25 protein-coding genes and 1 tRNA gene are annotated in these 23,157 nt (G+C 70.4%); 12 read left to right on the top strand and 14 right to left on the bottom strand.

The genetic code is table 11. The annotated features are described in order from the left end of the window. Nucleotides 1-12 precede the first annotated feature (12 nt). Together ACT3UN_RS02030 and ACT3UN_RS02025 are read right to left on the bottom strand one after the other, a co-directional pair. Nucleotides 13-1,077 carry an iron-siderophore ABC transporter substrate-binding protein gene (locus tag ACT3UN_RS02030; RefSeq protein WP_444656050.1) on the bottom strand — a complete coding sequence of 355 codons (1,065 nt, stop codon included), beginning with the start codon at nt 1,075-1,077 and terminating at the stop codon, nt 13-15. Nucleotides 1,078-1,177: 100 nt separating this feature from the next. Continuing rightward, nucleotides 1,178-1,936: an AraC family transcriptional regulator gene (locus ACT3UN_RS02025; RefSeq protein ID WP_444656048.1), complete on the bottom strand. Its 759-nt coding sequence runs from the start codon at nt 1,934-1,936 to the stop codon at nt 1,178-1,180. Between the two features lie 182 nt (nt 1,937-2,118). Here ACT3UN_RS02025 and ACT3UN_RS02020 point away from each other — a divergent pair, with 182 nt between their 5' ends. Next, nucleotides 2,119-3,102, top strand: a complete 984-nt coding sequence (locus ACT3UN_RS02020) for an ABC transporter substrate-binding protein (protein ID WP_444656046.1) — start codon at nt 2,119-2,121, stop codon at nt 3,100-3,102. A gap of 50 nt (nt 3,103-3,152) precedes the next feature. After that, a complete protein-coding gene (locus ACT3UN_RS02015; RefSeq protein ID WP_444656044.1) occupies nt 3,153-3,962 on the top strand; it encodes a crotonase/enoyl-CoA hydratase family protein in 810 nt (269 codons plus the stop codon). 6 nt (nt 3,963-3,968) lie between these two features. Here ACT3UN_RS02015 and gluQRS read toward each other — a convergent pair whose 3' ends face one another. Continuing rightward, a complete protein-coding gene (gene gluQRS / locus ACT3UN_RS02010; protein WP_444656042.1) occupies nt 3,969-4,874 on the bottom strand; it encodes a tRNA glutamyl-Q(34) synthetase GluQRS in 906 nt (301 codons plus the stop codon). Between the two features lie 90 nt (nt 4,875-4,964). On the opposite strand from gluQRS, the gene ACT3UN_RS02005 reads away from it, so the two are divergent. From ACT3UN_RS02005 to ACT3UN_RS01995, 3 genes are read left to right on the top strand one after another with little or no spacing between them, the layout of a single operon-like run. Continuing rightward, nucleotides 4,965-5,879 (top strand): hypothetical protein, encoded by a 915-nt coding sequence (locus tag ACT3UN_RS02005; protein WP_444656040.1) that lies wholly within the window; start codon nt 4,965-4,967, stop codon nt 5,877-5,879. 48 nt (nt 5,880-5,927) lie between these two features. Beyond that, a complete protein-coding gene (locus tag ACT3UN_RS02000) occupies nt 5,928-6,557 on the top strand; it encodes a PadR family transcriptional regulator (RefSeq protein ID WP_444656038.1) in 630 nt (209 codons plus the stop codon). Then, the gene (locus ACT3UN_RS01995; RefSeq protein ID WP_444656036.1) at nt 6,541-8,232 is read left to right on the top strand and encodes an ABC1 kinase family protein; all 1,692 of its coding nucleotides are present in this window, start codon (nt 6,541-6,543) and stop codon (nt 8,230-8,232) included. Before ACT3UN_RS02000 ends, ACT3UN_RS01995 begins: the two co-directional genes overlap by 17 nt. 6 nt (nt 8,233-8,238) lie before the next feature. On the opposite strand, the gene ACT3UN_RS01990 is transcribed toward ACT3UN_RS01995, so the two are convergent. Next, nucleotides 8,239-9,252, bottom strand: a complete 1,014-nt coding sequence (locus tag ACT3UN_RS01990) for an NADP-dependent oxidoreductase (protein WP_301441754.1) — start codon at nt 9,250-9,252, stop codon at nt 8,239-8,241. Nucleotides 9,253-9,399: 147 nt separating this feature from the next. Between ACT3UN_RS01990 and ACT3UN_RS01985 the strand changes: the two genes are divergently transcribed. The 5 genes from ACT3UN_RS01985 (at nt 9,400) to ACT3UN_RS01965 (ending at nt 12,745) form a co-directional block, all read left to right on the top strand. Then, nucleotides 9,400-9,717, top strand: a complete 318-nt coding sequence (locus ACT3UN_RS01985; RefSeq protein WP_444656034.1) for a hypothetical protein — start codon at nt 9,400-9,402, stop codon at nt 9,715-9,717. Then, a complete protein-coding gene (locus ACT3UN_RS01980; protein ID WP_444656032.1) occupies nt 9,714-9,983 on the top strand; it encodes a hypothetical protein in 270 nt (89 codons plus the stop codon). The genes ACT3UN_RS01985 and ACT3UN_RS01980 overlap by 4 nt, the downstream gene beginning before the upstream one ends. 43 nt (nt 9,984-10,026) lie before the next feature. Then, a complete protein-coding gene (tgt, locus tag ACT3UN_RS01975; RefSeq protein WP_444656030.1) occupies nt 10,027-11,337 on the top strand; it encodes a tRNA guanosine(34) transglycosylase Tgt in 1,311 nt (436 codons plus the stop codon). Between the two features lie 80 nt (nt 11,338-11,417). Continuing rightward, nucleotides 11,418-11,852, top strand: a complete 435-nt coding sequence (locus tag ACT3UN_RS01970) for a carboxymuconolactone decarboxylase family protein (protein WP_301441750.1) — start codon at nt 11,418-11,420, stop codon at nt 11,850-11,852. Further along, nucleotides 11,849-12,745, top strand: a complete 897-nt coding sequence (locus ACT3UN_RS01965) for a sigma-70 family RNA polymerase sigma factor (protein WP_301441749.1) — start codon at nt 11,849-11,851, stop codon at nt 12,743-12,745. The genes ACT3UN_RS01970 and ACT3UN_RS01965 overlap by 4 nt, the downstream gene beginning before the upstream one ends. Here the strand turns inward: ACT3UN_RS01965 and ACT3UN_RS01960 are convergent. The 5 genes from ACT3UN_RS01960 to ACT3UN_RS01940 form a co-directional block, all read right to left on the bottom strand. Continuing rightward, a complete protein-coding gene (locus ACT3UN_RS01960) occupies nt 12,709-15,216 on the bottom strand; it encodes an MMPL family transporter (protein WP_444656028.1) in 2,508 nt (835 codons plus the stop codon). The genes ACT3UN_RS01965 and ACT3UN_RS01960 overlap by 37 nt on opposite strands. A gap of 317 nt (nt 15,217-15,533) precedes the next feature. Beyond that, nucleotides 15,534-15,620, bottom strand: a tRNA-Ser gene (locus ACT3UN_RS01955). Between the two features lie 73 nt (nt 15,621-15,693). Next, nucleotides 15,694-15,861 (bottom strand): hypothetical protein, encoded by a 168-nt coding sequence (locus ACT3UN_RS01950; protein ID WP_301441991.1) that lies wholly within the window; start codon nt 15,859-15,861, stop codon nt 15,694-15,696. A 65-nt stretch (nt 15,862-15,926) separates the two neighbouring features. Continuing rightward, nucleotides 15,927-16,355, bottom strand: coding sequence for a nucleoside deaminase (locus ACT3UN_RS01945; protein WP_441579550.1), 429 nt, complete (start codon nt 16,353-16,355; stop codon nt 15,927-15,929). Between the two features lie 50 nt (nt 16,356-16,405). Continuing rightward, entirely contained in the window at nt 16,406-16,942 is a 537-nt protein-coding gene (locus ACT3UN_RS01940; RefSeq protein ID WP_444656026.1) for a tRNA adenosine deaminase-associated protein, read from the bottom strand. A 38-nt stretch (nt 16,943-16,980) separates the two neighbouring features. Between ACT3UN_RS01940 and ACT3UN_RS01935 the strand changes: the two genes are divergently transcribed. Continuing rightward, complete coding sequence (locus ACT3UN_RS01935) at nt 16,981-17,997, top strand: prephenate dehydrogenase (RefSeq protein ID WP_444656024.1); 1,017 nt, start codon at nt 16,981-16,983, stop codon at nt 17,995-17,997. 4 nt (nt 17,998-18,001) lie between these two features. On the opposite strand, the gene ACT3UN_RS01930 is transcribed toward ACT3UN_RS01935, so the two are convergent. The 3 genes from ACT3UN_RS01930 to ACT3UN_RS01920 form a co-directional block, all read right to left on the bottom strand. Beyond that, the gene (locus ACT3UN_RS01930) at nt 18,002-19,036 is read right to left on the bottom strand and encodes a hypothetical protein (RefSeq protein WP_444656022.1); all 1,035 of its coding nucleotides are present in this window, start codon (nt 19,034-19,036) and stop codon (nt 18,002-18,004) included. An 87-nt stretch (nt 19,037-19,123) separates the two neighbouring features. Beyond that, nucleotides 19,124-20,026, bottom strand: a complete 903-nt coding sequence (locus ACT3UN_RS01925; RefSeq protein ID WP_444656020.1) for a hypothetical protein — start codon at nt 20,024-20,026, stop codon at nt 19,124-19,126. 43 nt (nt 20,027-20,069) lie between these two features. Then, the gene (locus ACT3UN_RS01920) at nt 20,070-20,753 is read right to left on the bottom strand and encodes a hypothetical protein (RefSeq protein WP_301441997.1); all 684 of its coding nucleotides are present in this window, start codon (nt 20,751-20,753) and stop codon (nt 20,070-20,072) included. 84 nt (nt 20,754-20,837) lie between these two features. Between ACT3UN_RS01920 and ACT3UN_RS01915 the strand changes: the two genes are divergently transcribed. Then, nucleotides 20,838-21,767 (top strand): alpha/beta hydrolase, encoded by a 930-nt coding sequence (locus ACT3UN_RS01915; RefSeq protein WP_444656018.1) that lies wholly within the window; start codon nt 20,838-20,840, stop codon nt 21,765-21,767. Here ACT3UN_RS01915 and ACT3UN_RS01910 read toward each other — a convergent pair. Together ACT3UN_RS01910 and ACT3UN_RS01905 are read right to left on the bottom strand one after the other, a co-directional pair. Continuing rightward, nucleotides 21,671-22,573, bottom strand: coding sequence for an alpha/beta-hydrolase family protein (locus ACT3UN_RS01910; RefSeq protein ID WP_444656016.1), 903 nt, complete (start codon nt 22,571-22,573; stop codon nt 21,671-21,673). The genes ACT3UN_RS01915 and ACT3UN_RS01910 overlap by 97 nt on opposite strands. Next, the gene (locus tag ACT3UN_RS01905) at nt 22,567-23,121 is read right to left on the bottom strand and encodes a hypothetical protein (protein ID WP_444656014.1); all 555 of its coding nucleotides are present in this window, start codon (nt 23,119-23,121) and stop codon (nt 22,567-22,569) included. The genes ACT3UN_RS01910 and ACT3UN_RS01905 overlap by 7 nt, the downstream gene beginning before the upstream one ends. Between the last annotated feature and the right edge of the window lie 36 nt (nt 23,122-23,157).

Raw genomic sequence — 23,157 nt, 5'->3', positions numbered from 1 at the left:
CCGTGCGGAGCCTTAGTCCTCGCCCTTGGCGGCGGCGTCGGCCAGGGCGGCGACGTAGTCGTCGAGGATGTAGGGCACGCCCAGCGGGGTGGGCATCGCGGCGGTGCCGAGCTCGTCGTGGCCGAGCAGCACGACGGCGTCGTTCTGGATGGCGGGGATCTGGCCGAGGATCGGGTCGTCCTTCATCGTGTCGAGCATCTCCTGATCACCGTAGGTGACGATGATCTCCACGTCGTCGAAGACGTCTGCCTGCTCGGCACTGATCGTGCCGCTGAAGTCCGGGTTGTCCTCGGAGAACTCGCGGATCGAGTCCGGGGCCTCCATGCCGAGGTCCTCGAAGAACTTCGGGCGGGCGTCGTGGGTGGTGTAGAAGCTGACCTGGCTCAGGTCGGTCGGATCGACGTGGGTGAGGAACATCGTCTTCTTGCCCTTGATCTCCGGGCGCTCGTCGGCGGCCGCGGCGATCTGCTCCTCGAGGTCGGCGATGAGGTCCTGGCCCTCATCCTCCTTGCCGATGGCCTTCGACTCGATCTCGATGTTCTCGCGCCAGGTGGTACCCCAGGCGACCTGGTCCGCCGGGAAGGGCACGGTCGGGGCGATCTCGGAGAGCTTCTCGTAGTCCTCCTCGGTGATGCCGGAGTAGCCGGCGAGGATCACGTCCGGCGCGGTGTCGGAGACGGCCTCGAAGTCGATGCCGTCGGTCTCGTCGAACAGGACGGGGGCCTCGTCGCCGGTGGCGCCGAGCTCGTCGAGCTTCTCCTGCACCCAGGGCAGCACGTCGGAGCCGCCGAAGTTGGCCTTGGCCATGCCGACCGGCACCACGCCGAGGGCCAGGGGAACCTCCTGGTTCTCGAACTGGACGGTGGCGACGCGCTCGGGCGTGCCGTCGATCTCGGTCGTGCCGAAGGCGTGCTCGACGGTGATCGTGTCACTGGAGCCACCGCCGTTGCCGTCGCTGTCGTCACCACCGTCGGAGGAGCAGGCGGTCAGCACCAGGCCGAGGACCGCCACGAGGGCGATGAGCAGGGTCCGCAGCGAACTGAGCTGGGAAAGGGGGACGCGCAGGGTGCGGGTCATGGGTCACGGGCCTTTCGCGGGGGATGAAACGTCAGGGATGCCGGAAATTAGGCATGCCTGTACAAAATATCACGAGCCTGACCTGCCCGCAACCACGCATTCAGGACAGCTGGTTGCTCGGATCGGACACGAGCGCCGGTGCCCGGAACTGCCCCGGGGTGACGCCCGTCGCCCGCCGGAAGGCGGTGATGAAGGCACTCGCCGAGCGGTACCCCACCCGTTCGGCGACCTCGGAGACCTCGTGGCCGACACCGAGCAACGCCACGGCGTGCTTCACCCGCGCCATCGCCACCCACCGGCTGAACCCCAACCCCGTCTCCGCCTCGAAGGTCCGGGTCACCGTCCTGCTGCTCACCCCGATCCGCGACGCCCACGCGGTCAACGTGGTCTGGTCGGCGGGGTCGTCGCGCACCGTCTCCACGATGGGGCTGATCAACCCCGCCCGCAGGACGGCGAGGACGAGTTCGTGCACCGACGGACGCAGGACGTCCAGGATCATCCGCTCGGTCAGCTCACTGGACTCCTCACCGATCCCGCCGGTACCGAGGCGGTCGATCAGCAGGCCCAGCAGCGGCGTGAGCTCCACCGCCACCGGACCCGAGCCCAGCGACGGGGTGTCCACGGTGAAGTGCACGGTACGCTGCCTCGACCCGGCGAAGGCACGTCCGGAATGGACCAGACCTGCGGGGATCCACAGCGCCACAGCCCCGGCAACCGTCCACAGACGGTCGCCCACCCGCACCACACCGGACCCGGAGTCGTGCCACAGCAGCTCGTGGGTGGGGTGGGCGTGCTCACCCCAGGTGGTGTCGCGGTCGAGGACCTCGTCGCGCCCGAACGCGCGAACGCCGAAACTCAACTCCCCCCGCCCGGTACACCGGGAGGCTCCGGTTCTCCTCCAACGTTCCCATAGTGCCATTAACTTAGTGAATACTGAACACAGCCACAACACCATGACACGCGGGGGCCGTCACGGGTTCCCCCGGAAACATTCCCCGTGAACATTCCCCGTGGACGAACGTTAGTATAGGCTTCGCTATCATGAACGCCTCCCCCGTTGTGCGACGCCGCTGCGCCGCCACCGCCGTCCTCTTCCTCGCCGCCGCCCTGACCTCCTGTTCAGACGGGGACGACTCCTCCGGATCCGACGACGCCCCGGACACCGTGTCCGTCACCCACTCCATGGGCACCACCGACGTCCCCACCACCCCGGAGACGGTGGTGAGCTTCTCCCCTGCCTGGACGGACGCCTTCAGCGCCCTCGGGGACCCCGTCGACGTGGAGTACCGCATGGACGGCTACGACGACAGGCCCTGGGCAACTGGCGACTCCGGCACGGTCGAGACCTACACCGCGAGCGCGGAGGGCACCGCCGACCAGAGCGAGGAGATCGCCGCGGTGGAACCGGACGTCATCTTCGTCAGCTACGTCCCCGACCAGGCGACATACGACAAGCTCAACGCCATCGCCCCCACCGTCGCCGTGGTCGTGGTCGGAGACAACACCCAGTCCGACGACTGGCGCACCGTCACCGAGCTGGCCGGGGAGATCCTCGACAAGTCCGACGAGGCCGCGGGGTTGGTCGAGGAGGTCGACGCTCGATTCGACGAGACGAAGGACGCCCACCCTGGACTCGACGGCGCCTCCGCCGCCTTCGGACAGATCAGTGAGCAGGGCCTCGCCGTGGTCACCGACGACAAGGACCCCGCCAACGGCTTCCTCACCGACCTGGGTATGAGCCTGCCCGAGGACATCCTGGCCGCCAGCAACGACGGTGCACGCGCCTTCATCGCCGAAGAGAACATCAGCCTGCTGAACACGGACTTCCTGGCGATGTGGGCGATCGGGATCGATCCCTCCGACCTCGAGGGGTGGGACCAGCTCACCGCCGTCGAGAACGGGTCCGCCTACCTGCCGGACGCCACCTCGGCGATGGCGCTGAGCCAGCCGACGGTGGCGTCGGTGCCCTGGTCCCTCGACGAACTGGACGACACCTTCGCCGCGGTGGACCAGGTCCGGAGCTGAACCGGCTGAACCACTCACACCGGCCCGGCGCGTCCTCTAGCGTTGGCACCATGACCGACCTCCCCACCCTCACCGTGACCGACGGACCCGCCCGGATCGCCCACGTCCGCCTGAACCGTCCGGACAAGCTGAACTCGCTGACCCTGGGCGTCCTCGACGAACTGGTGGCCATCACCCGGCGCATCCGCGCCGACCGTACGATCCGCGCCGTGGTGATCTCCGGGGAGGGACGCGCCTTCAGCGCCGGCCTCGACTTCGCCTCGGCGATGGCGAAACCGCCGGCGCTCGTCGCGTCCTTCCTGCCCCGGCCGTGGCGCGGCACCAACCAGTTCCAGGAGGCGTGCTGGGGATTCCGGCGTCTGCCTGTGCCGGTCATCGCCGCCGTGCACGGCCACTGCTTCGGCGGCGGACTGCAGCTCGCGATGGCCGCCGACTGGCGCATCACCACCGCCGACGCGCAGTGGAGCATCCTCGAGGCCAAGTGGGGGCTGATCCCGGACATGTCCGGCATGCAGACCCTCAAGCAGCAGCTTCCGGCGGACCTGCTCAAGCGCCTCACCATGACCGGCGAGGTTTTCGACGGCACCGCCGCCGTCGACCACGGGCTGGCCAGCGAGGTCTCCGAGGATCCCGTCGCCGACGCCGAGGCGCTGGCCGAACTCGTCGCCACGCGCTCACCGGACTCCGTGGCCTACGCCAAGAAACTCGTCGACGAGACCTGGACCCGCGGCCCGCGCGCCACCTTCTGGCTGGAACGCGCCCGGCAGTTCCGCCTGCTCGTGGCAAAGAATACCCAGGTCGCGCAGAAGGCGGCGGCGAAGAAGGTCACCCCGGCGTTCCGGGGACGATCGGTGCGGTAGGCGGGACTAGAACGTCACAGGTGTGCGGGCCAGCTTCCTCGGGTCCGCCAGCGCCGCCGCCCCGATCGACGTCTCGATCCACTCCCGGGCCGCCCGGCCTTTCTCTTCCAGCGTGTCGCCCGGCATCTCGCGCAGCGTGACCGCACCGTCGCGCTTGGCCAGCCGTTCACCCGAGGGCCCCAGCACCAGCGGCACGTGCACGTACTCCACCTCGGGAAGTTCCAGCAGATGCGCCAGGTACCCCTGGCGTGGCGCGGAACTGAGCAGGTCGTCGCCGCGCACCACCTGGTCCACCCCGGCGAGGGTGTCGTCCACGACGACGGCGAGGTTGTAGGCGAAGCCGGCGTCCTGCCCGACCCCGCCACGGCGCAGCACCATGTCGTCGACGTCGCCGGTGTAGGTGCCGCCATCGACGGCGAAGGCCTCGCGCACCGTCCACTGCCCGACCTGCGCGCGCAGCCGCAAGGAAGGCACCCGACCTTCGGCGGCGAGGGCGTCGCGGCGTCCTGCCCGCTCGTCGTCCTGCAGGTCACGGCAGGTTCCCGGGTAGTGGCCGGGGACCGCGTGCGGGGCGCGGGCGGCCTCGCGGATGTCCTTTCGCGAGCAGTAGCACTCGTAGACCAGGCCCTCGTCCTGCAGGCGTTCCAGGGCGACGTCGTAGCGGTCCACCGACTCCGACTGGCGCGCCACCGCCCCGTCCCAGGTCACGCCCACGGCCTCGAGGTCCTCGAGCTGCCGGTCGGCGGAGATCTCCGAGGAACGTGCGGCGTCGATGTCGTCGATGCGCAGGACGAAGCCGCGGCCGGTGGAGCGCGCCCACGCTTCTGCGAGCACCGCGGTGCGCAGGTTGCCGAGGTGCAGGTCGCCGCTGGGGCTGGGGGCGTAGCGGCCGTTGGTGGCGGGGACGTTCATGACGCCCAGGATATCGCGGGCAGTCGCAACCCCACTGGTCGGTGCGACCAGCCGGTGGGGTTTCCACGCGCTGTGCCATGCTGGGGCGGCATGAGCCCCGACGCTTCTTCCTCAGCCGCCACTGCAGCCACCATCTTCATGGCCGCCCATGCCCACGCCCTCGACCGCCGACGCTTCGAGGTGCTGACCACCGGCACCGGCCACACGGCCGTGCTCGGCGCGCTGGAGGCCTACCGCAACGACGACGGCGGCTACGGCTGGGGCCTGGAACCGGACCTGCGCGCCCCGGAAAGCCAGCCCGCCGGGGCCCTGCACGCACTGGAGGCGCTGGTCAGCTGCGCCCCGGCGCGTTCCCCGCACCTGGAGGCACTGCTGGACTGGCTGGCGTCGGTCACCCTGGCCGACGGTGGTCTGCCGTTCGCGCTACCCGTCGCCGACCCGACCGGTTGCGCGCCGTTCTGGGCGCAGGCGGACCCGCAGGAGTCGTCGGTGCAGATCACCGCGGCGGTGGCTGCGCAGGCGCACCTGCTCGCCCGCACGGACGCGAGGGTGAGCGGCCACCCGTGGCTGCGCACGGCGACGCGGTACTGCCTCGAGGCGATCGACGCCCTCGCCGACATGCAGGACCCCCCGTTCGCCTACGTCCTCTCCTTCTCCCTGCAGTTGCTCGACGCTCTCGACGTGGCCGAGTACCCGGACTCCCCCGCCCTGCTCGACCGGTTGTCCCGGTTCGTGCCCGCCGACGGGAAGGTTCCGGTGGTTGCGGAGGGTGCCAGCGACGAATCGCTGAATCTACTGGACTTCGCCCCGTTCCCGGGACGCCCGGTGCGTAGGCTGCTGGACGCCGCGGCCGTCGAGGCCGACCTGGAACGCCTGGCCGGCGCGCAGTGCGCCGACGGCGGGTGGCCGGTGGACTTCGCCAGCTATTCCCCGGCAGCCGCCCTGGAGTGGCGTGGTCATGCGACGGTGCGCGCGGTCGAGGTGCTGCGCGCCAACCGCGGGTAGCGTTGGTGGGGTCCACCTATTCGTCACCAGGCGCTTGGAGGCGCTGACATGGGATACACCCACCACAACCGATTCGACGGCGCACCGGACCCGGACGCGCTGTGGACCATGCTCGACACCATGCGCGGGTACCTCCCGTTCCCGCTGCAGGACCCCCGCGAATCACGACAGTCGCGGCCCACTGGCTCCTCCCGTTCGGAGCGGCCGCGGGTCAGCGTCCACGCCCTGGTGCTGGGCGTGCTCGCCGACGGCCCGCGTCACGGCGGGCAGATCGTCCGCGAGATCGCCGCGCAGGACGACTCGTCCGAGGCACCCGGTGCCGCCGAGATCTACCCGGAGCTGCAGTTGCTCGTCGACGACGGGCTGGCGACCGTGGCGGAGACCGACGGGCGCCGCACGTTCACCCTGACCCAGGAAGGACGCGACGAGGCCGCGGCCGCCGGCGATACCGACGCGGATGCCGTCGCCCCGTGGGACGGGCTGTCCCGCCTGTTCGAGGGCCGGGGTGAGCTGCCGAAGGCCGGCGTGAAGTTGGGCCAGGCGGTCCACCAGGTCGGTATCGGCGGGAGCGAGGACCAGCGGCGTCGGGCGACGGCGTTGCTGGACGAGGCACGCCGCCGGATCTACGGCATCCTCGCCGAAGAAACCGAAGAAGCTGACGGTGCCGCAGACGCCTGACCTACGCCGCCGTTACCGGCGCATCACCACCTTCGGCCTGCGGCTGATGGTGGTGATGTGGTGGTTCGAGCTGCTGCTGCCGCGTCTGGGGCTGCGCAGGTTCAGCCAGCGCAACCAGGAGCAACGCATCGTCCGCGCCGCCGCCCGGTTCAGCGCGCTGGCCACCGACCTCGGCGGGCTGATGATCAAGGTCGGCCAGTTCATGTCGACCCGCATCGACGTGCTGCCCACCGCGGTCACCGACGAGCTCGCCGGCCTGCAGGACAAGGTGCCGGCCGAGGACTTCGCGCAGATCCGCGCCCTGGCGGAGTCCGAGCTCGGCATGCCGTTGTCCCGCGCCTTCGCCGCGTTCGACTCCGTCCCGTTGGCCGCGGCCTCCCTGGGTCAGGCGTATAAGGCGCAACTGACCCCGCAGGACGCCACGGACGTGGGCTTCACCGACGTGGTCGTGAAGGTGCAGCGCCCGGGCATCGGCGAGATCGTGGACGTCGACCTCGCCGCGTTGCGGCGCATCGCCGGGTGGTTGTCGAGCATCCGCTTCATCGCCGCGCGCGCGGACGTCCCGGCCCTGGTCGAGGAGTTCGCACACACCAGCGCCGAGGAGATCGACTACCTGCACGAGGGCGCCGAGGCCGAGTCCTTCGGCGCGGAGTTCCGCAACCTCGCGCACCCGGCGCAGGACGCACCGACGGTCGTCTGGGAACGCACCGCCCGCCGCGTCCTGACGTTGCAGGACGTCTCGGCGGTCAAGATCAGCGACGTGCGTGCGCTGCGCGCCGCCGGCGTCGACCCCTCCGAGGTGGCCGACCGGTTGGCCGAGTCGATGTTCACCCAGCTCTTCGACACCGGCCACTTCCACGCCGACCCGCACCCGGGGAACATCTTCGTCACGCCGCGCGGGGGCGGGGATTTCAGCCTGACCTTCATCGACTTCGGCATGACCGGCACCGTCGACGAGGACCTGAAGACCCGCCTGCAGGACCTCGTCGTCGCCGTCGGACTGCAGGACGGGGCCGGCATGGTCGCGGCGATGAAACGTCTCGGCGTCCTGCTGCCCACCGCCGACACCGACGAACTCGAGGTCGCCGTCACCGAACTCTTCGCCCGCTTCGGCGGGATGGGTGTGATGGACCTGCAGTACGTGGACCCGCGAGAATTCGAGGACTTCGCCAAGCGCTTCCGCGACGTGATCCGCTCGCTGCCCTTCCAGCTGCCGGAGAACTTCCTGCTGATCATGCGTGCGGTGTCGATGCTGTCCGGGCTGTGCTCCACCCTGGACCCGAAGTTCAACATCTGGGAGTCGGTGGAGCCCTTCGCCGCCCGCCTGGTGCGCGAGCGTGCCGGCGCCTCGGCGAAGGACGTGGCGCGTCGTGCGGTGACGACGGGGCTGGCCACCGCCCGCGTGCTGGGGCGCCTGCCCCGACGGCTCGACGACGCGATCACCATGATCGAGAGCGGCAACCTGTCGGTGAACACACCGCAGGTGGAACGCCAGCTCAAGCGCCTGGAACGCGCCGCGGTGCGGGTCGTCGCCGCGATCGTCTTCGTGGGTCTGGTCGTCGGCGGCGCGGTACTGCGCGGGGCCGACGGCGCGGCGGGGGTCGTCGGCACCACGATGATGCTGGTCTCCGCGGTCCCGTTGCTCTACGCGGTGTTCGGGGGCCGCGGCGGCTGACACATGTCAGTCGACCTTGATCACGAGCTTGCCGAAGTTCTTCCCCTCGAGCATGCCAGCGAAGGCCTCGGGCATGTTGTCGAAACCCTCCACGACCTGCTCACGGTAGTTGATGGTGCCGTCGGCGACCTTCGGCCCGATCTCGGCGAGGAACTCCGGGTAGTACTCCTCGGCGAACTCGATCTGGATGAAACCGCGGATCAGCAGGCTCTGGGAGAGCACGGTGCTCATCGCCACGGGCAGCCGGTCGGTGTCGCCGCCACCGGCGTTGTTGTACTGGGCGACCAGGCCGCACACCGGCACGCGGGCGAACTTGTTGAGCAGCGGCAGGACGGCGTCCCACACCGCGCCGCCGACGTTCTCGTAGTACACGTCCACACCGTCCGGGCAGGCCTCGGCGAGCTTGTCGGCGAAGTCGGGGTCGCGGTGGTCGACCACGGCGTCGAACCCGAGCTCGTCCTTCACGAACGCGCACTTCTCCGGACCTCCGGCGATGCCGACGGCGCGGGCACCGGCGAGCTGGGCGAGCTGGCCGACCATCGAGCCGACGGGGCCGGACGCCGCGGCGACGGCCACGGTCTCGCCCTTCTTCGGCTGGCCGATGACCTTCATGCCGGAGTAGGCGGTGAACCCGGGCATGCCCAGCACGCCGAGGGCGGCGGTGGCGGGGGCACCGTGGGTCTGCAGGGTGCGCACGTGCGTGGCGGGCAGCACCGCGTGGGTGCACCAGCCGGTGTGCGCCTGGACGAGGTCACCGACCTCGAAGTCCGGGTGGCGTGAGACGGTCACCTCGGCGACGGTCTCACCCGTCATCACGCCGTCGACGGGGACCGGCTCGGCGTAGGACTTGGCGGCACTCATCCGTCCGCGCATGTAGGGGTCGAGGGAGAGGTACTGCACCTTGAGCTCCAGCTCCCCGTCCTCCACCTGCGGCAACGTGACCTCCTCGAAGCGGAAGTTCTCCGCGGTCGGCGCGCCGGTGGGGCGGCTGGCGAGGACGATCTGTCGTGCGGTGGTCATTGAGGCGTCTCCTAGAAAAGGGTCGGAATTCGGTTCTCCGTGGACCGAGGGTAGTCCCCGGTCCTGGCAACGGCACACAGGTCGGCACACAGGTTTCCGGCTACAGTGAAAGAACCGACACACGGGGACAAAGGGGAATGGGGGAACATGAAGGACATCAGTGATGAAAACCATCTCAACCCTCGACAAGGTTACTTGCGACGAGGTATTCTGGGATCCGAGCACGACGATCTCCAGATCCTTGAAACCGCCCACCGCCACGGAGTCTCTGACGAGATCATCAAACACGCACTCCGATACCCGATCAGCCAGTTTGTCCAGGAGGACGGAATGACCATGATCATCGGACCTGGCTGGGACGGCACGCCTGTTGAAATCGGGCTCGTCGCTTGGCACGACGGAGTCGCCGTCGTCCACGCGATGCGCCCTGCCCGGAAAAAAATACCTGAGGGGATAACCCAATGACCCGACGAACACTTGCCGACATCACGTCCCACGCCGAGGAGCTCGCCGACGCCTTCGAGAACTACGATCCCGCCCCCGGCGACGACAGCCGCGAGCTTCCGCCTGTCATGGCAGTGAAGCTGGCCGCATGGCGCGGAGATGCCGCGGAGAGCGACCTTGCCGACGCAATCCACACCGCACGCGGCAGCAAGGTCTCCTGGCGCGAACTCGGTGAAGCACTCGGAACTAGTGGGGAGGCCGCTCGCCAGCGTTACGGTGCGGCGTAGCCGAAACCTGCATCCGCGCCGTCGGCGGATAGACTCATCCACCATGACTGACTCCCCCACGCCCGACCACGTGGCACCGGACACCACCTTCGAGCTCGGCAGCCGCGTCGGCACCGTGGACGGGACCCCGGCGCACGGGCGTACCGGCGTGATCCACACCCCGCACGGGGACGTCCACACCCCGGCGTTCATCCCCGTCGGTACGAAGGCGACGGTGAAGACGCTCACCCCCGAGCAGGTCCGTTCCACCGGTGCGGAGGCGGTGCTGTCGAACGCCTACCACCTCTACCTGCAGCCCGGCGAGGAGATCGTGGACACCGCCGGCGGCGTCGCCGCATTCGAGAACTGGCACGGACCGACCTACACCGACTCGGGCGGATTCCAGGTCATGAGCCTGGGCGTCGGTTTCAAGAAGGTGCTGGCGATGGACGTCACCAACCTCACCGAGGGCGACATCCGCGCGGCGAAGAAGGAGCGCATGGCCCTGGTCGACGAGGACGGTGTCGACTTCCGCAGCGTCATCGACGGGTCGAAGCACCGGTTCACCCCGGAGAAGTCGATGCAGATCCAGCACAGCCTCGGGGCGGACATCATGTTCGCCTTCGACGAGCTGACCACCCTGGTCGACACCCGCGTCTACCAGGAGCAGTCCGTGGAACGCACGCACCGGTGGGCGCGACGCTGCCTGCTCGAGCACGAGCGTCTCACCCTCGAGCGCAGCCACCGTCCACTGCAGTCGTTGTGGGGTGTGGTGCAGGGCGCGCAGTACGAGGACCTGCGACGCAAGGCCGCACGCGGACTCGTGGACCTGTCGCAGGAGGCGGAGGACGCGGGGCGCCGCGGCTTCGGCGGCTTCGGCATCGGCGGTGCCCTGGAGAAGGAGAACCTGGGCACCATCACCGGCTGGGTGTGCGACGAGCTGCCGGAGGACAAGCCCCGCCACATGCTGGGGATCTCCGAGCCGGACGACCTGTTCACCGCCATCGCCGCAGGTGCGGACACCTTCGACTGCGTGGCACCGACCCGCCTCGCCCGTCGCGGCGGGGTGTACACGCTGGACGGACGCCTGAACCTCATGGCGGGACGTCACCGCCACGACTTCATCCCGATCGACGCCGGTGTCGGCGGCTACGTGTGCGACAACTACACGCGCGCCTACATCCACCACCTGCTGCGCGCCAAGGAGTACCTGGCGGGCACGTTGTGCACACTGCACAACATCCACTTCATGGTGACGCTGACGAACAACATCCGGCGCTCCATCGAGGACGGACGCTTCGAGGAGTACCGCGACGAGTTCCTCGGCCGCTACTACGCCGACACTCCCCCGGAGCTGCGCGGCCGCCAGCCCTGACCTGCACGTTGTCACGGTAACCCGGGCAGCGTCGTCTCTCCTGTGTCCCCCGTTCTCAACCGGACCGCAGGAGTACGACCATGACCCACATCGACCTGATGAAGATCCGCAAGCGCACCTACGCCGCCGCCGGAGCCTTCGAACTCGCCGCGCGCAGCGGCCTGGACCGTCGCACACGCCTGCTCGTGGAGCTGCGCGCCTCCTTCCTGAACAACTGCTCCTACTGCATCGGCATGCACTCCGACGAGGCACTCAAGCACGACTTCGGCCAGGCATGGGTGGACGCGATCCGCGACTGGACGCCGGACGCCACCGGCACCCCGTTCAGCGCGTCCGACGCCCTGGTCCTGGCCTTCACCACGGCCGGCACCCGCCTCAGCGAGGACGCCGACTTCGACGTCGACCTGCAGGAACGCGTCCTCGCGGAGTTCGGGGAGAAGACCACCGGCGCGCTGATCAGCGAGATCGCCGCGATCAACATGTGGAACCGCCTGGGCGTACTCTCGCAGAAATGACGGACTCACACGCCTGGGCCCACGAACGTCCCCGCCTGCTCGGCCTCGCCCACACGGTGCTCGGCACCTGGCAGGACGCCGAGGACACCGTCTCCGAGGCGTGGCTGCGCCTGGACCGCGTGACGGGCACCGGGCAGGAGCCGCAGGACGTCCCGGCGTGGCTGACGGTCGTCGTCGCGCGCCTGGCGCTGGACGCCGCGACGTCCGCCGCGAAGCGTCGCGAGAGCTACGTGGGGCCGTGGCTGCCCGAGATCTCCGTGCAGGACGACCCGGCCGAGCACGCCGTGCTCGGCGAGGGCGTCGACCTGGCGTTCCTCCGGATGCTGCAGACCTTGCGTCCGGTGGACCGGGTGATCGTGGTCCTCGCCGAGGTCGCGGGCATGTCCCACCACGACATCGCGGCGGTCACCGGCACGACCCCGTCGGCGACGCGGCAGCGGTTGCGTCGGGCACGGGTGTCGTTGTCCACCGGCGACGTGCCTGTCCCCCACGTCGTGCAGCGCCACCGCCTCGACGTCCTGGCCGCCGCCCTCAACGACGGCGACCTGGGCACCCTCGTCGACGAACTCTCCGAGGGCTGCGTCCTGTGGACGGACTCCGGCGGGCTGTCCTCGGCGGCCCGCAACGCCGTGCGCGGACACGACCGGGTCTCCCGGTTCCTCGCCGGGCTGGTCGGAAAATACGGGATGCCCCGGGTCTCCGTGGTCGACACGGTGGCCGGGCCGGTGTTCCACGCGGTCTCACCGGACATGACCCGCCTCGTGGTCCTGGAGACCGGTGAGGCTGGCGGGGGCGCGGGCACGGTCACCGGGATCCAGGTCCAGCAGAACCCCGGCAAGATCAGGACGTCGCCCGGTCAGTCCTCCATGCGCTCGACCTTGCCGGAGGCGTAGGCGTCCTCCAGCTTCGCGCCCTCGACGTCCACCGACGGCAGGATGCGGTCCAGCCAGCGCGGCATGTACCAGGTCGCGCGCCCGCACAGGAACATCAGCGCGGGGATGAGGGTCATGCGGATGAAGAAGGCGTCGAACAGGACACCGACACCCAGGGCGAAGCCGAAGATCTGGATGAACGGCAACGGCTGGGCGATGAACGAGGCGAAGACGCAGATCATGATCAGCGCCGCCGCGGTCACCACCTTCGCGCCCAGGCCGAAGCCGCCGATCACCGAGTCCTCCACGGCGTTGTATTTGCTGGTCTTCGCCGCCTCGTGACTGTGCAGCGTGAACCGTTCCCTCATCCGGGACACGATGAACACCTGGTAGTCCATCGCCAGGCCGAAGGTCACGCCGATGAGGAAGATCGGCATGAAGCTGATCAGCGGGCCCGGGGAACTGATCAGGCCCCACAGCCCCGCCTGCCAGAAGAGGACGGTCACACCGAACGCCGCGCCGACGGACAGCAGGAAGCCCGCGGCCGCCATCACCGGCACCATCAGCGAGCGGAAGACCATCAGCAGCAGCACCAGCGCCAGCCCCACGACCAACGCCAGGTAGATCGGCATGGCGTCGGCCAGGCGGTCGGTGACGTCCTGCTGGATCGGCACCAGCCCGGTGATGCCCATGTCCACGCCGGTCTCGTTCTCCAGGACCTCCTGCTGGGCGCGGAGCTGCTGGATCAGCTGGGCGGTGCGCTCGTCGGTGGGCCCGGTCTCCGGGGTGACGAGGATCTGCGCGGTCGAGCCGTCCTCGGAGGCGGCGATGAGCTGGGAGTGCTTCACCCCGACGTTGTTGGCCAACCGGTCCTTCACCGTGACGAACGCGGCCTGGGCAGGCTCAACCCCACCCCTCACCAGCGGCGACAGGGCCGAGGAGGTCGGGTCCACATTGTCGGTGTTGACGATGACGAGGAACGGGGAGTTACGCCCGGCACCGAACCCCTCCTCCAGCATCTCGGCGGACTGGCGCTGGGTGGTGTCCAGCGTGGAGGTCTTGTCCGACGGCAGGGACAGCTGCAGGTTCATCGCCGGCAGGGTCAGCAGCACCAGCGACACGACCACCAGCAGCAGGAACCCGCCGGGCGCGCGGTGCACCAGCTCCACCCAGCGCGTGCCGAGCGGCTTGCCGGACTTCGTGCCGGATGCTGCGCGGGTCGGCTTCTCGTGCTGGCCGTGTTTCCCGCGCTTGCTGCGTCCCTCACGTCCCCCACGTTTCCCGCGCGAGCCGGACGCCAACGACGCGGCGACGGCCGCGTCCGCCTCCTCCATACTCATGCCCTCGCGCACGCGCGCACCCGTCGCGGCGTCCTTCCGGAAGACGCGGTCGCCGAAGGCGCCGAAGAGTGCGGGGACCAGGGTCAGTGCCACGAAGACGGACAGCAGCACCGTCGCCGCCGCAGCATAACCCATGTAGGAGAGGAACTCGATGTTCGCCACGCGTAGGCCGACCAGTGCGATGATCACCGTCAGGCCGGCGAAGACCACCGCCGAACCGGCCGTGCCCACCGCCAGGCCCGTGGCGTCCGCCCTCGATCTGCCGTGACGTAGTTCGTCGCGGTAGCGGCTCATGATGAACAGGGCGTAGTCGATGGCCACGGCCAGGCCCAGCATGATGCCGAGCACCGGGGTGATGTTGTTCAGCGGCACGAAGGCGGTGGCACCGGTGATGCCGAGCGCGCCGAGGCCCACGCCCACGATCGCGCTGATCAGCGGCATGCCCGCGGCGATGAGCGAGCCGAAGGTGATGAACAGGATGATGAACGCCGCCAGCAGGCCGACGGCCTCGCTGATCGGTTCGATCACGATCGGGTCGCCGAAACCGGCGCCACCGGCCTCGGCCTTCAGCCCGGCGTCGCGGGCGATGTCGAGGGCGTCGTTGACGGCGTCCTTGTCCTCGGTGGTCACGTCCGCCGGCAGGTCCACGTCGAAGGAGAAGGACGTGGTGCCGGTGCGCCCGTCCGGGCTGAGCGTGGCGACGTTGGCCGCGTCCGCCTCGGCGACCTCGCGCGAGAGCCCCATCTCCGTCGAGGTGTTGATGACCAGGTCGGTCTGCTCGTCGTTGTAGGTGACCGGGTTGCCGAAGGACGAGTCGTCGCCGAAGTCGTCGACGGTGGTGCGCACGGTGTCGACGACCTCGTCGAGCACCCCCATGTACTTCTCGTCGGCGAGGCTCTCGCCCTCCGGGGCCTGGAACACCAGGTTCACGTCCGAGGCCATGGCCGGGTTGTCGGTGCCCGGGAACTCGTCCATCAGCATGCGCGTGGCGTGCTGCGACGGCACCCCGTCGATGCTGAAGACGTCGTTGTAGCCCTTCTGGATGACCAGCGAACCGCCACCGACGGCGGCGAGCAGGACCGCCCAGATCCCGATGACGAGCCACCGTCTCAGGTAGGACCACCGGCCGAGCCGGAACAGGAGTAGAGCCACGGAGAGGCCAGCCTTCCACGTAGGAGCACAGTGCGAACGCCAATCCTAACCCGTCGACCTGTGGACGGAACCTCTCCGGGCAAGCAACCCCCGCAAGGCATCGCCGGGGTAAGCGCACGGCGTGAACCGACAACATTCGCACCCCATAAGAGGATGATCATCACATAAGACCAGGTCAGATTCGCACAGGCTGCTTATGAAGTGCGAAATGTGCTCCATCCCCCGTACCGCCACAGCGCCGGTCCTAGCCCAGCCCACCCCATCCCACCCCGCAACGCGAGAAACCCTCCCGGTCTCCCGGGAGGGTTTCTCTGCGGCGGTGGCGGAGGGATTTGAACCCCCGGTCGCTGTTACACGACGCTCGCTTTCGAGGCGAGTTCCTTCGGCCGCTCGGACACGCCACCGCCGACTAAGTTAGCAGCAACCGCCCCGCACGGGCAAAATGCCCGCGGACGAACCCTCGGGGCGGCAGGCCGGTCACTTGTCGGAGAGCTTGTCCAGCCCGTCCTTCAGTGAGCCCTTGGCCTTGTCCGCCTTGTCTCCGTCCGTGACCTTGTCGATGGCCTCGCCGGCCTTGTCCTCGACCTGGTCGCGGTTGTCGTTCACGGCCTTCTTGGCCTTGTCGCCGAGTCCTCCGAGATCCATGATGTTCAACCTCCGTGAAAGTTCTGGAAAAGGGTACTGCATCTGACCCGCCCCAGGATAGAGAATCAGCGCCGGTCGCGAAAGAACCCGGAGAGAAGTTCCTCGCAGTCGGTGGTGCGCACCCCGCCGCGCACGGCGACGGTGTGCAGCGGGGAGTCGCGTGCCACGTCCACCACGGAGCCGCATGCGCCGGTGCGTGGTTCGTGGGCGCCGAAGAGGATGCGTCCCACCCGGGCGCCGACGGCGGCGCCGGCGCACATCGCACAGGGCTCCAGGGTGACCACGAGGGTGCAGTCCTGCAGCCGCCAGGCGTCGCCGTGGGCGGCCGCGGCGGCGCGCAGGGCGAGGACCTCGGCGTGGGCGGTCGGGTCGGCGTCGGCCTCCCGCCTGTTCGTCGCCGCGGCGAGTTCCCGCCCCTCGGGGTCGACGACGACGGCACCGACGGGCACGTCACCGTCGGGCGTGGTGGCGGCGACGGCGAGGGCGCGGCGCATCAGGGCGTCGTCCCGGTTGTCGCGCACGGTGGCCGGCAGACCCGAACCGGTCACTCCCACCCGCTGTACCCGAGCGTGTCGAGGATGTCGGCCAGGTCGTCGTCGAAGCCCAGCTCCTCGGCCAGGCGCATGAGCTGTTCGGTGGCCAGCATCTCCCCGTCGTCGAGGATCACGGAGAACACCTGGTCGCTCACGCCGAGGTCGGCGAGGATGTCGAAGTCGCCCTCGGGCCAGGGGGCGTCGGGGTCGTCGGCGTCGTCGATGTCGTCGTCGGTGGGCCCGTCCACGTCGAGTTCGTCGAGGATGTCACGGGCCAGGCCGATGCCGGGCTCGTCGTCGTCCTCGACGACCACGGAGGCGTCGCTGAGCAGCAGCTGGGGGCCGCGCGGGCCGGGTCGCACCAGGGCGCACCAGTCGTCCTCCACACAGACCATGGCGAACAGCACGCCGGCGGCGCGCAGGCGCCCGAGTTCGGTCAGCAGGGGCCGCAGCCCGTCGGGCACGTCTCGTTCCAGGATGCGCAGGTGCCAGGACGCGCCGCCGGCGTCACCCTCGGCGAGTTCGGCTGCGACGACGAATCCACTCATGCTCGCTAACCGTAGTCGCCCTGTGCCACACTTGAAAGGTGAACTACACAGCAGCGTCCCCCGCCCCCGCCGACCCGTTCCCGGTCTGTGTGCTGGGGCTGGGCCTGATCGGCGGCAGCCTGCTGCGTGACCTGCAGGCCGCAGGACGCCCCGCGTTCGGATGGAACCGGTCGCAGGCCACTGTGGACGCCGCGGCGTCCGACGGTTTCGACGTCTCCGCCGACCTCGTCGCCACGCTGCGCCGCGCCGCCGCGCAGGACGCCCTGATCGTGCTGGGCGTACCGGTGCCCGCACTGCCCTCGCTGCTGGAGGAGGTCGCCGTCCACGCCCCGGACTGCGGGCTGACGGACGTGGTCAGCGTGAAGGCGGAGGTCCTGGAGCTGGTGCGCGCCCACGGGCTGGCCGAGCGCTACGTGGGCGGCCACCCGATGGCCGGTACCGCCGACTCCGGGTGGGACGCCACGACCACCGGCCTCTTCGACGACGCGGTGTGGGTCGTCACCCACGACAACGCGGGTGAGGCCGGCGAGGACGACGCATGGGTGACCACGTGGCGACGGGTCGTGGAGACCGCCACGGCCACCGGCGCGGCGGTGGTGCCGGCACGCACCGGAAACCACGACAACGCGGTGGCCCGGGTCTCCCACCTGCCGCACGTGCTCGCCGAGGCGCTGGCGGTGACCGCCGACCGTGGTGGCGCGCTGGCGTTGTCGTTGGCGGCGACGAGCTTCCGCGACGGCACCCGCGTGGCCGGCACCGCCCCGCCGCTGGTGCAGGCGATGTGCGAGAACAACCGGGACGCCCTGGTCACGGCCCTCGACGAGACGGTGGAGCTGCTCGGCGCCGCCCGCGCGGCCCTCGGCGACCCCGACGGGGACCTGGGTCAGCTCACCGGTGACGGGTACGACGCCCGGCTGCGCTACGAGGCGCGCGCCGGACGCACCCGCGAGGCACCGTCCAACCGCCCGTTCATCCGGGTGCGCCCCGGTGATCCGGGCTGGATCGAGCAACTGCACCAGGCCGAGAGCCTCGGCGCGAAGATCGGGATCCTCTAGCCCCCTAGTCAGGCCCCTGGCTCTGCCCAACCTGGCACTCGGCGGCACCGCCGGTGGCGGAGGACTGCTCCACCAGCGGGGCGATTCGCTGGGCCAGCTCGGCGACGGCGGCGCGGGAGGTCTCCTCGCTGCCGTCCTCGGGGATGACCCCGATGGAGACCGGGACCTGTGCGCCGACGGGTCCGACGAGGCCGAACTCACGCAGGATGAAACTTCCCTCGGCGGTGTCACCCCACCCGCCCTTGACGTGGGCGTTCTCCAGCTGGCCGAGGCCTCCGGCGTGCTCCTCGGCGAGCCGGCCCATCGCGTCGACGGTCTGCTCGGAGCCCAGCACGCAGGCCATCTGGTTGGCGAAGATGGTCTGGTTGTCCAGGGTCCAGCCGATGTCGCCGAAGCCCTCGTAGTCGGCGCTGTCGCGGTCCACGTTCGTGTCCGTGGGGTCGCCGCCCTGGGCCAGCACCGCGCCGAGCGCGGTGGCGGCCTCGTCGTCGTCGCCGAGGGACTGCCACAGCCGCAGGGCGGCGTCGTTGTCGGAGACGGTGATCGCGGCGTCGATGTCCTCGGTCAGGTCCTCCACGGGCGTGCCCTCACGCAGGGCGGCCTGCACGGCGGCGATGGACACCGGAACCTTGATCGAGGACAGCCCCGGGCCGTCCTGCAGGTCACCGACGTGCACGATGCCGCCGCCGGCGCGCATCGTCGCCCCGGCGGTGACGCCGAACTCCGCGGAGACCTCGTCGACGGCCGCGGCGAGTTCCACCCGGATGTCGTCGGCCTCCTGCTGCGCCGTCGGTTCGGAGGACGCCGCGACGTCCTGCTCCAGCGCACGGCGGTCGCGCTCGGCCTCGTCCCCGTCGTCGGCCGCGAGGCCGTTGAGGAACACCGCCACGCTCAACACGCTGAGCAGCAGGGCACCGACGATCCAGAGACTGTACTGGTTCGCCTTCCTCCCGACACCACCACCTGGCCCGCCGGCGTTGCCGCCCGACGCGCGGTGATGCGTTCCGGTTGCTCTTGCGTTGCTTGACCTGGGTACCACAGCATCCGACATTAGCCGACGGGTCTGCATTTCCCGCAGTCCGCCAGCTGTCGGTTCGCTGACGATCCACGCACCGGCCGGGACCGGTCAGCAACCACCCTCGGCGGGCACACCGTGAGCACCGGCGACGGTGTCGCGCAGGGACCCGGCGACCTCGTCGAGCACCACCTGGGCGGAGGCGTAGCTGCCGTCGGGGGCGGTCGCGGCGACGGCGACGGGCACCATCGTGCCGTCGTCGGCGGGGATGAGCCCGAACTGGCGGACCAGGTAGGTGCCGTCCTCGCCGGGTCCCCACCCGCCCTTGAAGCGGGCGCCGTCGAGCCGGCCGAGACCGTAGTCCTGGCCGGCGGCGACCTGCCCCATCGCCTCGAGCACCGGGGCGGAGCCGGCGACGCAGCGCAGTCCGGCGACGAACCTGGCCTGGTCGCCCAGCGCCCAGGTGGTCTGGCCGAAGGTGCTGAACTCCGCGCGGCGTTTCTGCGCCGGGACGGTCGTCGTGGTGTCGCCGCCCTGGCGCAGGACGTCCTGCGTGGCGGCGGCCGCGGCCGCCTCGTCACCGAGGGAGGCCCAGAGCGCCTCGGCGGCGTCGTTGTCGGAGACGGTGATCGCCTGACGCATCAGCCCGTCGAGCCCGTTCTGGTCGTCAGCACCGGCGTTGGTGAGTGCGGCGACGGCCACGGGGACCTTGCTGGTCGACCAGGCGGCGTCGGCGAGGTCGGCCAGGGATCCGCCGGTGCGCAGGTCACCGTCGTCGAGCAGGGCCACCCCGGCGCTGCCGGATCCCTCCGGGACCTCGAGGGCGCCGACCTGCGGTGAGGATGACGCCGAAGACGTCGGCGCCGGGCTCGTCGGGCCAGTCGTCGGGTCCGGGGTCTGTGCGGTGGTGCTCTCCCCTGCCGTCTGCTGGGCCGTCTGCTGGGCCGTCTCCCCGTCACGGTCGACGTCGCCGATCACGCAGCCGCCGAGCAGCAGCGCCGCGGTCACGGGCACGACCGCGGCAAGGCCCCTGGCGCCCCTGACGCCCCCGGCCCGGCTACGCAATGTAGACATTCGCGTCGTTGCCGCCGGAGCAGTGCACGTAGCTGCCCTCGTCGGTACAGCTCATCCGGTAGGACGTGCCGTTGACGGGGCTGGTCACGGTGAGATCCTGGTCGGTCTCGCGGTTGTCGAGGTAGGCCTCCACGAAGGCGTCGCGCACGGCCTGGGCGAACTCGTCACTGGTGTAGGTGTCGCCCGACGGCGGGGACTTGTACACGGAGTTGAAGTCACCGGTGGGCTCGCCGGCGCGGGCGGCGGCGTTGACCGGCTCGGCACCGGCGGGCAGGTCCGCACGGTCGGGACGGCTCTGACTCGACGTCGTCGACGGCGCCGAGGAACTCGAGGGGGCTGAGGAAGAGGTCTCGTCGGCCTGCGTGGTCTGCCGGCTGATCGTCGGTGACTGGGCGGAGTCGTCGCCGCCACCGCCGAAGAGGTCGTCCCACTTCCAGACCAGCAACGCGGCGACGAGGACGATGATCAACACCGGGATGACGACCAGGAGGATGCGTCCCGCGCCGGAACCCTGCGGACCCTGCGGCTCCTGCGGCGGCTGAGAGTACTGGGGCGGCTGCTGCTGGAACGACTGTCCCCAGTCAGGTTGACCACCGGCGGCCTGTCCCCACTGCGGCGTCTGGTCCCGGTCACCGGGCCCGCGGCCCCAGCCGTCACTGTCAGTCATTAGCTCTCCTCACATGATCCTCTTGTCCGTTATTGAGTGTAGAACACCGTTGCGGATCCGGCCTGCGCCGTGCACCCTTGTTTCATGGGACAACGCACCGACGTGACCTTCCTGTCCGGCCAGGTGAACTGTGCGGCCTGGCTCTACGAACCAGACACCGCACCAGACACACCACCGCGGGCGACGCTGGTGATGGCCCACGGGCTCGGCGCGGTCCGGGACATGGGGCTGGACGCCTTCGCGCAGCGATTCGTGGCGCACGGCTACCGCTGCCTGGTGTTCGATTACCGGTACTTCGGCGCCAGCGACGGCCGTCCCCGTCAGCTGCTCAGTGTGCGGCGTCAGCGTGAGGACTGGGCGGCGGCGGTGGCCTTCGCCCACACCCTGCCCGGCGAGGCCCCCGTGGTCGCGTGGGGGGCGTCCTTCTCCGGCGGGCACGCGATCCACGTCGGGGCCACGGCGGAGCCGGGCTCGCCGGGCACCGTGGACGCCGTGATCGCGCAGTGCCCGTTCACCGACGGGGTGGCCTCGGTGCTGCGCATCCCGCCGGTGGTCTCGGCGAAGCTGACGCTGCGGGCGGTGCGCGACATCGCCGCGTCGCTGCTGGGCCGTGACCCGGTGACGGTGGCGACCGCCGGCGGGGCCGGCGACACCGCCCTGATGACCGCCGACGACGTGATCGACGGCTACCTCGGCCTCGTCCCACCGGACTCCACCTTCCGTAACGAGGTGGCCGCCCGGATCGTGCCCGGCATCCTCACCTCCCGGCCCGGCGGGTACGCCCGGAAGCTGACCGTGCCCGCCCTGTTCTGCCTGTGCCGGGTGGACTCCGTGGCCCCGGTGGCGGCGAGTCGTCGCCACGTGGCCCGCGCGCCGCAGGGTGTGGTCAAGGAATACGACGCCGGCCACTTCGACATCTACTCCGGGGCGGACTTCGACGCCGTCGTCGCCGACCAGCTCGCCTTCCTCGGTGACGTGTCCGGGGACGTGTCCGGGGACGTGTCCGGGGACTGATCCCCCACGCACCCCTGCGGCGGCAGCACCGGACGGTAGCTGTGCCGCGTGCCGGCCGTGGACGACGCCGAGCCGGGCAGGTCCGCCAGCACCCCGACCGCGGCGACGGGGTCGAGCAGCAGACCGGGGCCGAGGGCTGCCACCGGGTCGTCGTCGTTGATCTCGTCGACGGTGCACCGGTCCTCGGCCGGCGCGGCGACGGTACCGGGACGGCCCTGCCACAGCTGGGCGGCCGGCGCGGCCGCACCGTCCTGCGCCAGCTGCCGTACCGCCGCCAGCCCCGCGCCGACGCCGAGGCTCTGCCCCTGCACCACCACCGCCGGACGCCGCGCGGCGTCCAGCTCCTCCACGCGCTCGGTGACCTCACGCAACAGCGCCGTCGCCGACTGCTCGGCGAGCTCCGGGCGCATCAGGTACGCCACGGCCGAGGGGGTGCGCGCATAACGCACCGCGACGCTCGCCACGTCCCCGTCGGCCCAGTCCTCCACGGCCTCCACCTGCACCGGGTCCACCCACCCGGAACCGGTGGGCAGGGTGACCAGCACGATGCCACGCTCCAGACCACCGGCGTCGACGAGTTCGTCGACGGTGTCGCGCGCGGCGGCCGTGGCGTCCTGCCCCGGGTGGTCGCCGTAGACACGCACCGCGCCGGACGCGGCGGGCTCGGTGAGCACGTCGCGCGGGTGCTGGGCCAGCGGCCCCCGGTCGAAGGCCCACCACGTCGCCGCCGCGGCCGGCGCCACGGACTGCGACAACGCCGCCAGCACCACCGCCGCCGTGAGCAGCGTCCTGCCCCGGTTCACCACGGGAACCACTCCTCCACCGGTGCGCCGTTGTGCTGGCGCACGGTGTTGACCGCCACGCCGGCGTAGGCGACACCCGCCACCGCCCGGCACGCGGTCGCCCCGTCGCAGGACGCCGCCATCTGGGCGGCCATCTGCCGGTCGAGTGCGGCGCGGGTGTGCTCCGGGATGGTCTCGCCGGTGCGGTGGGCCACTCGCAGCAGGTCGTAGCCCAGGTCGTGGGTCATGCACGCCGGCTCGAAGGACTCCGGCAACGGCACCGGCGAGGAACAGTCGCCGGTGGGGTTCGTGGCGGAGCCGGCGTTGTCCTGCGTGCTGTCCTGCGTACCTTCCTGTGTCCCGGGCCGGTAGCCGAGCTCCGCAACCAGCTCGGCGGGGAGGTAGGACGTCCCGGGCTCCCCCGCGGCGAGCGTCTCGGCGGCGGCCACCGCGCCCACGGGCTGCGGGGTCACCGCCGTGGACCCGGCGGTCGGGGTGGACGTGGCCCCCGTGAGGAGCACGACGGCGGCGGACATCAGGACGGTGGCGGCGACTCTTCTACGACGTGACATGCCCCGGAACGCTAGGCAGCGTCCTTCCCCGCGCGG

The sequence above is a fragment of the Corynebacterium sp. AOP12-C2-36 genome, from assembly GCF_052379185.1.
Classification (GTDB): Bacteria; Actinomycetota; Actinomycetes; order Mycobacteriales; family Mycobacteriaceae; genus Corynebacterium.
Note: the sequence above shows the minus strand (reverse complement) of the source record. Positions and strands in the feature narration are given on the sequence as shown.

What these genes read in the sequence shown, in the direction of transcription:
- ACT3UN_RS02030 (WP_444656050.1), bottom strand. Translation starts at nt 1,077, where the DNA reads ATGACCCGCACCCTGCGCGTCCCCCTTTCCCAGCTCAGTTCGCTGCGG.
- ACT3UN_RS02020 (WP_444656046.1), top strand. Translation starts at nt 2,119, where the DNA reads ATGAACGCCTCCCCCGTTGTGCGACGCCGCTGCGCCGCCACCGCCGTC.
- ACT3UN_RS02015 (WP_444656044.1), top strand. Translation starts at nt 3,153, where the DNA reads ATGACCGACCTCCCCACCCTCACCGTGACCGACGGACCCGCCCGGATC.
- gluQRS (WP_444656042.1), bottom strand. Translation starts at nt 4,874, where the DNA reads ATGAACGTCCCCGCCACCAACGGCCGCTACGCCCCCAGCCCCAGCGGC.
- ACT3UN_RS02005 (WP_444656040.1), top strand. Translation starts at nt 4,965, where the DNA reads ATGAGCCCCGACGCTTCTTCCTCAGCCGCCACTGCAGCCACCATCTTC.
- ACT3UN_RS02000 (WP_444656038.1), top strand. Translation starts at nt 5,928, where the DNA reads ATGGGATACACCCACCACAACCGATTCGACGGCGCACCGGACCCGGAC.
- ACT3UN_RS01990 (WP_301441754.1), bottom strand. Translation starts at nt 9,252, where the DNA reads ATGACCACCGCACGACAGATCGTCCTCGCCAGCCGCCCCACCGGCGCG.
- ACT3UN_RS01985 (WP_444656034.1), top strand. Translation starts at nt 9,400, where the DNA reads ATGAAGGACATCAGTGATGAAAACCATCTCAACCCTCGACAAGGTTAC.
- ACT3UN_RS01980 (WP_444656032.1), top strand. Translation starts at nt 9,714, where the DNA reads ATGACCCGACGAACACTTGCCGACATCACGTCCCACGCCGAGGAGCTC.
- tgt (WP_444656030.1), top strand. Translation starts at nt 10,027, where the DNA reads ATGACTGACTCCCCCACGCCCGACCACGTGGCACCGGACACCACCTTC.
- ACT3UN_RS01970 (WP_301441750.1), top strand. Translation starts at nt 11,418, where the DNA reads ATGACCCACATCGACCTGATGAAGATCCGCAAGCGCACCTACGCCGCC.
- ACT3UN_RS01965 (WP_301441749.1), top strand. Translation starts at nt 11,849, where the DNA reads ATGACGGACTCACACGCCTGGGCCCACGAACGTCCCCGCCTGCTCGGC.
- ACT3UN_RS01950 (WP_301441991.1), bottom strand. Translation starts at nt 15,861, where the DNA reads ATGGATCTCGGAGGACTCGGCGACAAGGCCAAGAAGGCCGTGAACGAC.
- ACT3UN_RS01945 (WP_441579550.1), bottom strand. Translation starts at nt 16,355, where the DNA reads ATGCGCCGCGCCCTCGCCGTCGCCGCCACCACGCCCGACGGTGACGTG.
- ACT3UN_RS01940 (WP_444656026.1), bottom strand. Translation starts at nt 16,942, where the DNA reads ATGAGTGGATTCGTCGTCGCAGCCGAACTCGCCGAGGGTGACGCCGGC.
- ACT3UN_RS01920 (WP_301441997.1), bottom strand. Translation starts at nt 20,753, where the DNA reads ATGACTGACAGTGACGGCTGGGGCCGCGGGCCCGGTGACCGGGACCAG.
- ACT3UN_RS01915 (WP_444656018.1), top strand. Translation starts at nt 20,838, where the DNA reads ATGGGACAACGCACCGACGTGACCTTCCTGTCCGGCCAGGTGAACTGT.
- ACT3UN_RS01905 (WP_444656014.1), bottom strand. Translation starts at nt 23,121, where the DNA reads ATGTCACGTCGTAGAAGAGTCGCCGCCACCGTCCTGATGTCCGCCGCC.